The following is a 12,130-nucleotide window of genomic DNA, read 5'->3' as shown; positions in this document are numbered from 1 at the left end:
AATGTGCACGGGGTATCGCCCGGAATCGAACCTTCCGCGTCATGACAGGTAAGAATTGATCTGGAATGCCTGTGGGTGTCATAGTAGAGGTCTGCGAATTGTCATAATGCAAAAATCAGGTGCTATTTTGAAACGTTTGATTATTGCCTGCACTGCAGCAGTCGTCGTATTGGCGGTACAGCCTGCCCACAGCGAGACGCCACTGGCTGTCGAGATCGTCGTCGCCACCAGGAGCCAGGACCAGACAGCCCTGTCGCTGACCGGTGAAATCCGCCCGAAGGAATCGCTGATGGCGGCCTTTGCCATCGGCGGCCGGGTCACGGATGTTTTTGTCGAGGTCGGGGCCAAGGTCGAAAGCAACGCACCGCTCGCGCAGCTTGATCCCATTCAGCAGGAGCTGGCAGTCCGAACCGCGGAAGCCGGCCTGACCACGGCCAGGGCCGATCATCGCCAGGCAGTTGAAGACCTCGAGCGGGCGGAGTCGCTTCTGTCCAGCGGCTCGACCACCCGCGCTGCGCGCGATGCCGCCTTCGATGCGTTGCGAACAGCGGAAGGCGCGCTTGAACAGGCAGAGGCCGATCTCGACCGCGCCAGAAAGGCGCTCGAGGACACGGTGCTGCGCGCACCCTCCGCCTCGACAGTGATCAGCCGCAACGTGGAGCCGGGCCAGATCATCGCGGCCGCACAGACAGCGATGGAGCTCGCCCTGGACAAGGGATATGAAGCGGTTTTCGAAGTTCCCGAAGTCATGCTGATCGACGCTCCGCCGCCCTTGAGCATCACGCTGTCGCCGCTGTCCAGGCTTGACGAGGAGCTGGAAGGCCGCGTGGCCGAAATATCGCCCCTGGTCGATGAAAGCACCGGCACCGTGCTGGCAAAGGTGGAAGTGCTCGATCCGCCCGCCAGCCTGCGGTTTGGAGAGCCGGTGCGCGGCATGGCGGCACGGATGAGCGCGCCGCAGATGAGCCTGCCCTATTCCGCAATCAGCGCCTCGGCGGATGGCCCGGCCGTGTGGCGGGTCGATCAGGAGACCATGAAGGTCGCGTTGCAGCCGGTCACCATAGACCGCTATGTCACCGGCCAGATCCTGCTCGAGAGCGGGGTAGAGGAAGGCGACTGGATCGTCACCAAGGGCGCGCAACTGCTCTATCCCGGACGCACCGTTCGCCGCGCGGGAGCAGATCAATGAGATTTTCAATCGCCCTTGTGAGCCTTGCCCTTGCCCTGCCGGCACAGGCTGAAAATATTCCCGAAAGCGATGCCCAGCCCCGGCCGGTGGTCTCTTTGCTGGTGGATCCGCAGGTCGGAACCGCGCTGAGCTATACCGGTACGGTTGTGGCGAAGACGGAAACCGGGCTCGGATTTCCCATGAGCGGCACGGTTGCCGCCCGGCCGGTCAGCACCGGTGACCTGGTCGAAAAAGGCGATGTTCTCGCCCGCCTCGACACCCAGGACCTCAATGCCGACCTGCGCACCGCGGATGCCAGCGTCACCGTTGCCAAGGCCCAGTTGCGGTCGGCAACCGATGCGCGTGAGCGGGCCAAGACGCTGGCCGAACGCGGCGTCGACAGCACCACCCGACTTGAAGATGCCGAACGCGCGCTGGTCTCGGCGCAAGCCGGGCTTGACCAGGCGCTGGCCTCGCAGGCCCGGGCCGCGGACACGCTGGATCTGGCGACCTTGACGGCGCCTTATGACGGTGTCGTCACCGAAACATTCGCCGAGCCCGGCGCCACATTGTCCGCCGGGCAGACGGTGCTGCAGCTCGCGGCAATCGGCGAGCGGGAAATACTGATTGACCTGTCGGAGGAGGAAGTCTCCCTGCGCGCGCCCGGTGACCGCTTCATTGCCAGCTTGCTGGTGAAGGAAACGATCCGGACCGAAGCGGTGCTGACCCGGATCGACCCGGTTGCCGAACGGACGACGCGCACCTACCGGCTTCACCTGAGACTGGAAAATGCGCCCGAGGAATTCCGTCTCGGCTCGCTTGTGCGCGTGCTGCCTGCTGTCGGCGAAGACACCAGCATCGTGCTGCCGCACTCTGCACTGCTGGAACCTCCGGCCGTCTGGATTGTCGACCGGACCAGCAACACGGTCTCGCTCCGGCCCGTGACGGTCTCCAATATTGCCGGTGACATCGCGGTGATCACCAGTGGCCTGTCGGTTGGCGACGAAGTGGTCACCAAAGGCATCCACTCGCTCGAAGAAGGGCAGGCCGTCGGCCCGCGTGTGTCGCAATGAAAAGCTTCAACCTCTCCGACTGGGCGCTGCAGCACCGTTCGTTTGTCTGGTTCCTGATGATTGTCTCGCTGGTGGCGGGGATCATTTCCTACATGGCGATCGGGCGGGAAGAAGACCCGAATTTCGCCATCAAGACGATGATCATCTCCGCAGGGCTGCCCGGCGCCGATACCCGCGAAACCCTGACCCAGGTCACGGACCGGATCGAGAAGAAGCTCGAGGACCTCAACGAGCTCGATTTCACCCGGTCGGTCACGCGCCCCGGCGAAAGCATCGTCTATGTCGAGCTGCTGGCGACCACCAAGGCAAAAAACCTGCCGGAAATCTGGCAGCGCGTGCGCAACATGATGTCCGACATCCGCAGCGAATTTCCCGAAGAATTTGCCGGATTCAGATTCAATGACAGTTTCGGCGATGTTTTCGGCAATCTCTATGCCTTCACCTCCGACGGTTTCTCGCCGCGGGAAGTGCGCGACTATGCCGAAGACGTTCGCCGTTCCGCGCAAGGATTGGCGGATGCCGGCAAGGTCGAACTCTTCGGCACCCGCGACGAGGTTATCTATCTCGAATTCTCGACCGAGCGCCTGGCAGCCATGGGGCTGAACCAGGAGGCGGTGCAGGCGACGCTGTCGGCCCAGAACGCGATCCTGCCGTCAGGGGTGATCGACGCCGGGCCCGAGCGCGTGCTTGTGCGGATCGGCGGCCAGTTTTCCGGCGAAGACAGTCTTGAAGACATCAATCTGCGGGTCGGCGACCGATTCTTCCGGCTCACCGATGTTGCCGATATCCGCCGCTCCTACGAGGATCCGGCATCGTCGATGTTCCGCTACAATGGCCAGGAAGCCATCGGCCTGGCGGTCGGGATGCGGCAGGGCGCCAATATTGTCGATTTCGGCGAAGAGCTCAATGCGGTGATCGCCAAGGCCCAGGCCGAACTGCCGATCGGCATCGATATCCACCAGGTGGCCGACCAGCCGCATGTGGTGGAGGAAGCGGTCGGACATTTCCTGCAGGCGCTGCTCGAAGCAGTCCTGATCGTGCTGGCGGTAAGTTTCATTTCGCTCGGTCTGCGCGCCGGCCTGATTGTCGCGCTGACCATCCCGCTGGTGCTGGCGATCACCTTCGTGGTGATGAACTACACAGGCTTTACCCTGCAGCGCATTTCGCTGGGCGCGCTGATCATCGCGCTCGGCCTTCTGGTCGATGACGCCATGATTGCCATCGAGACCATGATCTCCCGGCTCGAGCGGGGTGAGACGCTCAACAGGTCAGCCTCCTACGCCTGGACCTCGATTGCATTCCCGATGCTTTCGGGAACCCTGGTGACCGTGGCGGGCTTCATTCCCATCGGCCTCAACACCTCGGCTGCGGGCGAATTCACATTCTCGCTGTTCGTCGTCATCGCGGTTTCGCTGACCGTGTCCTGGGTGGTGGCCGTGCTGTTTGCGCCGCTGCTGGGGGTGACCTTGCTGCCGGCCAAGCTGAAGCACCACACGGGCGAACCGGACCGCGTGCGCCGGATGTTCCATACGGTGCTCAAGGCCAGCATGGGCCATCGATGGATCACCATCGGGCTGACGGTCGCCGTCTTTGCCTTTTCGGTGTTCAGCATGCGCTTCGTCGAGCAGCAGTTCTTTCCGAGCTCCGACCGCCCGGAACTCATCCTCGATTTCACCCTGCCGCAAAATGCCTCGATTTCCCACACGTCGGCGGAGATGGCGCGGATGGAGGAGCGGCTGGAGGGCAATGAGAATGCCCTGTTCTGGTCAACCTATGTCGGGGAGAGCGCACCGCGCTTCCTGCTCGCCTATGATGTGCCGACACCGGGACCGAATATCGGCCAGATCGTGATCCAGACCCCGTCCATCGAGGCGCGGGATGCGCTCAGGGCGGAAATGAACGAGATCGCGGCCACGGAATTTCCCGGAGTCGATATCTTCGTCAAGCTGCTCGAAATCGGACCTCCGGTCGGACGGCCGGTGCAGTACCGCATTTCCGGCCCGGACATCGAGACCTTGCGCGATCATGCCCGCGACCTGACCGCGGTCGTGGCGTCTGACGCGCGGCTGGAAGGCATCATCATGGACTGGAATGAGCCCTCGCGCGTCGTGCGGGTGGACATTCTGCAGGACAAGGCAAGGCAACTGGGCATCACCCAGCGCGACATCGCGTCCGCGCTGAACGCGATCTATGATGGCGTTTCGGTCACCCAGCTTCGCGATGAGGCCTATCTGATCGATATCGTCGCGCGCGGCGATGCGCCGTCCCGCCTCTCGGTCGAGGCGCTGGCCGCGCTTCAGCTCTCGGGCTCGGGATCCGTCGTGATACCGCTGCGCGCGGTGGCGACCTTCAGCTACGAGACCGAACAGCCGGTGATCCACCAGCGCGGCAGAAAGCCGACAATTACGGTCAAGGCTTCGATTTCGACCAAGGATCAGCCGGCAACCATCGTCAAGGCGCTCGAGGACCAGATCGAGGCGTTCAATCAGACCCTTCCCTCGGGCTATCATGTCGAAGTCGGCGGCGCCGTGGCCGAAAGCGCCAAGAGCCAGGCGCCGATTGCGGCGGTTGTGCCGCTGATGATCCTGATCATGCTGACGCTGATCATGATCCAGGTGCAGAGCTTCAGGCTGGCTTTCGTGGTCATCTGCGTGGCGCCGCTCGGGCTTATCGGTGTCGTCGCGGCGCTGGTACCCTCGGGCGCGCCGCTGGGCTTCGTCGCAATCCTCGGGGTGCTGGCTCTGATCGGGATCCTGATCCGCAATTCGATCATCCTGATTGACGAGATCGAGGTGCTCAGGGGCAGGGGGCAATCGGCCTGGGATGCCGTGTTCAATGCGTCCGACGCCAGATCCCGGCCTATCCTGCTGACGGCGGCGGCGGCCAGCCTGGCGCTGATCCCGATCTCGCGCCAGATCTTCTGGGGGCCGATGGCTTATGCGATGATGGGCGGCATCATTGCCGGCACGGTGATCACGCTGTTCTTTGCGCCGGCGCTGTATCTCGCCGTGTTCCGGGTCAAGCGGGATGTTCAATCAGATCACGCGCCTGATGCGGGCACCGTCGAAGGCGCCAAGGCCGGCTAGGACAAACCCGGCCGGGCGTGGCGTCAGGCGGTCTGGCCGGCAACGGCTTCCGAATTGCGGTGGGCGGCAAGCCCTTCGGTGAATTCCCCGATCAGCGATCTGACGATCTCTTTCTGGGCTTCCTTGGTGCTGGCGCCACCGGCGATCGCGGTGGCGTGGACAGAGCGCTGCCGGTCGGCGCTGGTGCCGTTTTCGACGATCCGCCGGGCGGACTGGACTTCGGCCCAGCATCCCAGGGCTTCGGCGTCTTCGCGAACCATCTCGATGATCTCGTCAAGCAAATCGGCGAAGACAACGACATTGCCCCGGGCGAAATCGATCATGCCTTTGGAGACGCCATAGCGTTGCGCGCGCCAGCGGTTTTCGCCGACGAGAAACCGGTCATAGATGCGCCAGCGCTGGTTGCTCAGCCGCAGCCGCCACAGCATGTGCATGATCGACTGGGTCAGCGCGACAATGGCAAGCGCGTCGTCCAGCCGCGGCGAGACATCGCAAATGCGCGATTCCAGCGTCGGGAACCGGGACGAGGGGCGCAGGTCCCACCAGATCTTGGAGCTGTCCTCGATCAGGCCGCTGTCGATGATGATCTGCACCGAGCGCTCATATTCGGACCAGGACGAAAACCGCGGCGGCAAGCCGGTTCTGGGCATGTTGTCGAACACCGTCAGCCTGTAGGCATTGAGCCCGGTGTCGTCGCCCTTCCAGTAGGGCGAGGAGGTCGACAACGCCAGAAGATGTGGCAGGAAATAGGGAAACTGCGCCATCAGATCAATGCGGGTCTCGTCATCATCGATGCCGACATGGACATGCATGCCGCAGATCAGCATGCGCCGGGCAACACCGCCCAGGTCGCGCTCGAGTTCACGGTAGCGCGGCTTGTCGGTGAAGTGCTGCTTGTTCCAGTCGGCGAAGGGGTGGCAGGATGCCGCCAGCGGCGCCAAGCCATGCTTGCCGGCGACCTCCGCGATCACCGAGCGCAGACGCGCCAGATCCGCGCCGGCCTCGGCAACGGTCCGGCAGACGCCGGTGCCGACCTCGATCTGGCATTGCAGGAATTCCGGACTGACCTTGTCTCCAAGCTCTGCGGCGCATTCCGACATCAGCGATTCGGGTGCTGCGGCGAGATCAAGGCTGTCGCGATCAACAAGCAGATACTCTTCTTCGACGCCGAGGGTAAAGCTGGGTTGATGATAGCTCATGAACGGATTTGACCTTGAAAATGCTGCAGGCGCAAGCCGGGTTGCAATCGGGGCTGTCACTCAAACCCGCGATCGGGGTGAAGGTTCCATCGATCTGCACATGGCATGAGGCCTTAAATAGCAGGAAATGAGGGCAGCGACCGGGCGGTGCGGTCCTTGGCTGGCGAGGGACAGGACAGTCAGCCGGCTGAGCTGCGGCGGATGGCAATCTGGGTCAGGAACGGGCCGACAAGTTCGAAGGCTATGGTGCTGGCCACGGCCACGGCGAGCAGATCCTCGCCCATTGCGGGAAACCTTTCGCTGGCCACGAGCGCCATGCCGATAGCGACGCCGGCCTGCGGCATCAGACCGAGACCGGTCATGCGGCTTTCCACCGCCGGAAGGCCGGCCAGACGTCCGCCCAGCCAGCCGCCGATCAGCCGGGCAAGCGCGCGCAGGACCACATAGGCAACGCAGATATAGCCCACTTCGGCCATATCACCGGTCTTCAGCGAGGCGCCGGCCATGACAAAAAACAGCAACATGAACGGCCATTCGACGCGCTCGATTTCATGAAACGGGCGATCGTGATGGCGGGCGACATTGACGATCGTCGCGCCGCACACCATCCCGGTGAGCAGAAAGGAAAAGTCGAAATACAGCGCCAGGCCGGAGCACAGGAAGACCAGGCCGAGGGCTTCGATCAGCGTCGGTTCGCCCGGCTTTATCCGTCCGGTCAAAAAGGCCGCGGGCAGGCCGATGGCGAGCCCGAGAGCCATGGCGCCAGCGACCTCGCGGACCCCGTGAACGAGCGCGATGGCCGCATCCTGGTCGGCCATGATGCCAGCGAAGGTCAGGGCCATGGAAAACACCAATAGCCCCCAGGCATCATCGATGGCGACGATGCCGAGAAGATTGGTGACAAAGCGGTTCCTGGTGCGGCCCTGATTGACCACATCGCGTGTGGCAGCCGGATCGGTGGCGGCGGAAAGCCCGCCCAGGAGCACGGCGAAGCCGACCGGCAGCCCGATCATCCACAGGCCCGTCGCCACCACCGCAACGGAGACGGCGACCAGCGTCAACGATATGATGACGATCTCGCGGCCGTGCGCCTTCAGCGTTTCCGAATTCAATGTGCCGCCGAGCAGGAAGGCAACCATGGTCAGGGCGGTGGGTGCGTAGAACGCGTTTGAATCCCCGGTAAAACTGTGCGGCAGCCAATCGAGCAGTGGCGGGCCGACGAGAGCGCCGAGCAGGATCAGCAAGGTGACGCGGGGGACGTGCACAATCCGGCCGATCTTGTCGAGCGCCAGCCCCGCCAGAAACAGAATACCGATGGCAATGAGAACTTCAGAATTTTCCACCAGCCGCCGCCCCGTTCAGTCCAAGCTCACAGTCATTCGACGAAGCGGCCCGGAAACAGATTCTGGTTCCGGGCCGCTGAGTTTCAGATTTTCCGCATGGTCACGGACGGACCATCCCGGTCATGTCAACCGGCGCCTTGGAGGACAGGTCCTCGAGGCTGTCATAGGCCAGCTGAATGGCGTAGCGCGGATTGTGCGCATAGGCGCCGGGGTCCTTGGCCAGGAACTGGTAGTTGTAAGCGGCGCGCAGCAGGCGCGGCGTCCAGCTCTGGTAGCGGTTGGGGAATATGGCCTCGTCAGGGCTGGAGGCGCCATCTCCATTCAGGTCATTGAAGAAATAGGGGTAGGCGTGCGAATCATAGACCACCGGCGCGCCGCTCACATCTGCCGCATAGAGAAGAATGGCCTCGCCAAGCTTTTCATGCAGCGTGCTGATTTCGGCGCTGATGCCCTCTTTGGCGTCACCATCGCCATCGATGTCGGCCGGCGTGATGCGGATGGCGGCCACGGTTTCCGCGCCCTTGTGACAGGCGACACACTGATCGATCGCCACCACCTTGGTGGTGTGCGGGTCGTGGCAGGTGGTGCAGGTGTTGAAGTCGGGCACATGGGCAAAGCGGTCGGCGTAGGTTTTGCCATCATACTGGTAGCCGCCGCGAACCGAGCCGCCCATCAGCGTTGCCGCTGCCGCGCGGTAATGCACGTTGAGGAAACCGAGATCTCCATTGATGGTGTCGTCCTCGCCGCCGGCGATGGCTGCATTGACGCTGTCGCCCGATTCCCGGCCCTGATGGCAGACCATGCAGATCGCCGAGGAACTGGTCTCGGTGATCATCTCACCGGACGGGAAAGTGATCTGCTCAAGATCGGTGGCGGCCTGGCTGTGGCAGGCGACGCAGTCAATCGGCGATCCGATCGGTGCAGGTCCGTCAACCTTGCCGGCCATTGTCCCGTCGGCGCCGAGAAAATCCATCAGCCCGGGACCGGAGTGGCAGGTCGCGCAATCCTCGGGCACCGCGCCCTCGGTGTTCCAGTGCACGAAGGATTCGGATGTGCGATCGCCATGCGGCGAGGCGATCCAGGCTTCGACAATGGAAGAGACCGACGGATGTTCCTGCGCCTGGGCGGCGGGCAGGGCGAGAAAGATCGAAGCGAGAAGCGGCAGCACTGTACGAGTGTAAGACACGATAGACCTCCAGTGGTTCAGTCAGATGGCGTGTATCCGGCATTTCTGGATGCTCTTTTAATCTGCCCATTGTGGAGCAAAGCCCGGCTCCGGCTTTGATATAGCTCAAGGTCGGGGCGGAATAATCTTGCTAGTTTCGCTTCATATCGGCGCCCGGGGTGCTGGTCGGTGCAATGGTCAATCTTGGAAGATAAGGTGGTGTGCGCAGTGTTGCCTGGGTTCAAAACTGACCAAAGCGCGCCGCCGGAACAGGTGATCGACAACGGCGCACCGGTCGAGCGGATTGCCCTGCTCGGTGCGGACCTGCCGGGGCTGCGGCCGAAATTCACCTGCGCTGAGGGCGACCGGATCAGCCGCGGCCAGCCGCTGTTTTGCGATCGCGCCCATCCTGAAATCAATTTCGTTGCGCCGCTGTCCGGCCTCGTCGACTCGATCACGCTGGGGCCGAGGCGCAGCCTGTCTGCCCTGGTGATCCGCGTGGAACCGGAACCGGACGCGCCCGCGCCGCAGCGCGTGGCGGCGTCGACCGCGGCGGAACTGCGCACGATGCTTCTGGCGCAGGGCCTGTGGCCCAGCTTTCTGACGCGCCCGTTCGGTCGCACTCCTGCGCCTGATGTGACGCCGGATGCCATTTTTGTCACGGCGACAGCGGAGGGGCCGCATGCTCCCGACCCGCGAGTGGTGCTTGAGGGGCGGCACGAGCAATTCCGCGCCGGGCTGAAGGCCTTGGCGCTGCTGACGGCGGGCCCCGTTTATGCCTGCCAGAACAGCGGCACCGATATCGCGGCGGGACTCGGCGAGCGGATTCGCGGATCGTTCTTTCCTGCCGGTCACGCCTCGGGCCTGGCCGGCAGCCATATTCACCGACTGCATCCGGTTGGCGCCCGGACAATGGTGTGGAGCATTGGCTATCAGGATGTCGTGGCGATCGGCAGCTTGATCGAGACCGGCATTGCGGATTTCAGCCGGGTCGTCTCGTTGAGCGGACCGCGCGCCAGACATCCGCGCCTGATCCGGACCAGCATCGGCGCAAATCTGCAGGATCTGATCAGTGACGACATCCTGCCGGGCCGGGATGGTTCGGCCGTGAGCGTGGTGTCCGGGTCGGCGCTGACCGGCCGGCCTGCGGCATGGCTGGGCCGTTATCACCAGCAGGTCACGCTGCTCGATGACAGAGCCGCGCAGAAGCCTGAGCCCGGAACGGGATGGTTGGCGAAGTTGCGAAAACCGTCCTCGCGCCCGGGGCCGATCGTGCCGACGTCGGCGCTTGAAACCATGCTTGGCTTTGACACGCCTGCAGTGCCGTTCCTGCGCGCTTTGAGCGTTGGCGATGCGGAAACCGCCAGCCGCCTGGGGTGTCTGGAAATGCTGGAGGAAGATCTCGCCGCCGTATCGCTTGTGTGCACCAGCGGCGCTGATTACGGCCGTATGCTGCGTCACGTGCTTGATGAACTGGCGGAGGACGCATGACCGATTGGCGGCTTGATCCCCACCGCATGCGCCAGCATTCCGGCTGGACCCCGGCGCGGGTGACGCTGGCGCAGATGTTGGCGCTTGCCGCGCCGGTTGTGGTGAGGCTGGTGGAACAGGGAACAGCGATGGCCGCGGTGCTGGTGACCGCGCTGGTAACCAGTCTTGTCTGGGACATGGCCTTCGCCCTGATCCGCGGACGGTCGCCAAGCTGGCATTCGCTGACAACGGCCCTGATCATCACCGTGCTGATCCCCTCGACACTGCCGCTGTGGCAGGTGGGGTTGGCGGCAAGTTTCGGCATGGTCTTCGGTGAACTGGTGTTCGGCGGCCGCGGCTACGGCATCGTGCCGGCGGCAGCGGCGGCGGCGGGTTTCCTGGTGTTTTCGTTCTCCGGCGCCCAACTCTCCGGCAGCAGCCAGGCCCTGGCGCTGGCGACGCTGCCCGGCGCAATCCTGCTCTTGGCGGCAGGCCTGGTCTCGTGGCGGGTTCTGGTCGCAGCCCTTGGCGTTCTGGCCGTGGCCGGGTTTGTGCAGGGCCAAACCGGCGGACTTCTCGAGACCGGAACCGCCGTGGCGTTCGGCCTCGTGTTTCTGATTGGCGACCCGGTGGCCGCGGCCTCGACCCAACTCGGCCGCTGGGTGTATGGCGCGCTGGCCGGCTTGCTGATCCTGGTGTTTGACAGCGTGGCCGGACCGGCGGTGGCGCCGGCGGCGATCGTCTTTGCCTCGCTGCTGGCGAGCCTGTTCGCTCCGCTGATCGATCACGCCGCCGTTGCGGTGATCGTCCGGCGACGGAGGCAGGCGCATGGCTAGACCATCCCCACTTCGCAGCTTCTTTGCCCGCTCCAATGATGACCTGGTCAAGATCATCGGCATGGCGGTGCTGGTTGCGCTGGTCTCGTCGGCCGCCGTGTCCGTGACCTCGGTCATGCTCAAGCCCTATCAGGACGCCAATCGCGCCGCCGAACAGCAGGCCCGGATGGACAAGATGCTCGACACCTTGCCGGGCATGCGCGACCTGATGATGGAGACGGGTGTCGACACGCTGGAAACCCGGCTGGTCAATCTTGACGACGGCAGTTTCTCCGATGCGGAGGATCCGGCAGCCTTCGATCTCGAAGCCGCATTGCAGGATCCGGAAGCCAGCATCGCCCTTCCGGCGGATGTCGACATCGCCGGGATCAAGCGGCGCGCCAATCAGTCCCCGATCTATCTCCTGCAAAAGGACGGCGATCTCAAGCTGATCGTGCTGCCAGTCTACGGCGCCGGCTATCAATCGACGCTTCGTGCCGCGCTGGCGATCGAAGCCGATCTCGTCACCATTGCCGCGCTGGCAATCATCGAGCAAGGCGACACACCCGGCTTTGGCGCGCGCATCGAAGAACCGGAATGGCTGGCGCAGTGGCCGGGCAAGAAAATCGCCGATGAAACCGGCACCATCCGCATCGAACTTGTACGCGGAGAGGCTTCTACGCCCTACGAGGTCGATGGCATTTCCGGGGCCACCTATACCAGCAACGGGGTCACCAATCTTTTGCATTTCTGGCTGGGAGACATGGGGTTCGGCCCGTTTCTGACCCGGCTCAGGCAGGAAGGGCTTTAG

General features: G+C 63.7%; 9 protein-coding genes. 6 read left to right on the top strand and 3 right to left on the bottom strand.

Annotation, left to right across the window (positions count from 1 at the left end):
- The first annotated feature begins 127 nt into the window (after positions 1 to 127).
- The 3 genes from OEG82_RS22070 to OEG82_RS22060 are packed head-to-tail and all read left to right on the top strand — an operon-like array spanning position 128 to position 5,327.
- Positions 128 to 1,189, top strand: a complete 1,062-nt coding sequence (locus tag OEG82_RS22070; RefSeq protein ID WP_267614497.1) for an efflux RND transporter periplasmic adaptor subunit — start codon at positions 128 to 130, stop codon at positions 1,187 to 1,189.
- Positions 1,186 to 2,241: an efflux RND transporter periplasmic adaptor subunit gene (locus tag OEG82_RS22065; protein ID WP_267614495.1), complete on the top strand. Its 1,056-nt coding sequence runs from the start codon at positions 1,186 to 1,188 to the stop codon at positions 2,239 to 2,241. Before OEG82_RS22070 ends, OEG82_RS22065 begins: the two co-directional genes overlap by 4 nt.
- On the top strand, positions 2,238 to 5,327 hold the full coding sequence (locus tag OEG82_RS22060) for an efflux RND transporter permease subunit (RefSeq protein WP_267614494.1): 3,090 nt from the start codon (positions 2,238 to 2,240) through the stop codon (positions 5,325 to 5,327). The genes OEG82_RS22065 and OEG82_RS22060 overlap by 4 nt, the downstream gene beginning before the upstream one ends.
- Before the next feature lie 23 nt (positions 5,328 to 5,350).
- On the opposite strand, the gene OEG82_RS22055 is transcribed toward OEG82_RS22060, so the two are convergent.
- From OEG82_RS22055 to OEG82_RS22045, 3 genes are all read right to left on the bottom strand, one after another.
- The gene (locus OEG82_RS22055) at positions 5,351 to 6,526 is read right to left on the bottom strand and encodes a carboxylate-amine ligase (RefSeq protein WP_267614492.1); all 1,176 of its coding nucleotides are present in this window, start codon (positions 6,524 to 6,526) and stop codon (positions 5,351 to 5,353) included.
- Between the two features lie 179 nt (positions 6,527 to 6,705).
- Complete coding sequence (locus OEG82_RS22050; RefSeq protein WP_267614490.1) at positions 6,706 to 7,869, bottom strand: cation:proton antiporter; 1,164 nt, start codon at positions 7,867 to 7,869, stop codon at positions 6,706 to 6,708.
- 100 nt (positions 7,870 to 7,969) lie between these two features.
- Positions 7,970 to 9,055 (bottom strand): polyheme membrane-associated cytochrome C, encoded by a 1,086-nt coding sequence (locus OEG82_RS22045; RefSeq protein ID WP_267614489.1) that lies wholly within the window; start codon positions 9,053 to 9,055, stop codon positions 7,970 to 7,972.
- Positions 9,056 to 9,238: 183 nt separating this feature from the next.
- Here OEG82_RS22045 and OEG82_RS22040 point away from each other — a divergent pair, with 183 nt between their 5' ends.
- From OEG82_RS22040 to nqrC, 3 genes are read left to right on the top strand one after another with little or no spacing between them, the layout of a single operon-like run.
- The gene (locus tag OEG82_RS22040) at positions 9,239 to 10,525 is read left to right on the top strand and encodes a hypothetical protein (RefSeq protein ID WP_267614488.1); all 1,287 of its coding nucleotides are present in this window, start codon (positions 9,239 to 9,241) and stop codon (positions 10,523 to 10,525) included.
- On the top strand, positions 10,522 to 11,340 hold the full coding sequence (locus tag OEG82_RS22035) for an RnfABCDGE type electron transport complex subunit D (RefSeq protein ID WP_267614487.1): 819 nt from the start codon (positions 10,522 to 10,524) through the stop codon (positions 11,338 to 11,340). Before OEG82_RS22040 ends, OEG82_RS22035 begins: the two co-directional genes overlap by 4 nt.
- Complete coding sequence (nqrC, locus tag OEG82_RS22030) at positions 11,333 to 12,130, top strand: NADH:ubiquinone reductase (Na(+)-transporting) subunit C (protein ID WP_267614486.1); 798 nt, start codon at positions 11,333 to 11,335, stop codon at positions 12,128 to 12,130. The genes OEG82_RS22035 and nqrC overlap by 8 nt, the downstream gene beginning before the upstream one ends.

The organism is Hoeflea ulvae (genome assembly GCF_026619435.1).
GTDB classification, from domain to species: domain Bacteria; phylum Pseudomonadota; class Alphaproteobacteria; order Rhizobiales; family Rhizobiaceae; genus Hoeflea; species Hoeflea ulvae.
This window is presented reverse-complemented; position numbering and strand designations above follow the sequence as displayed.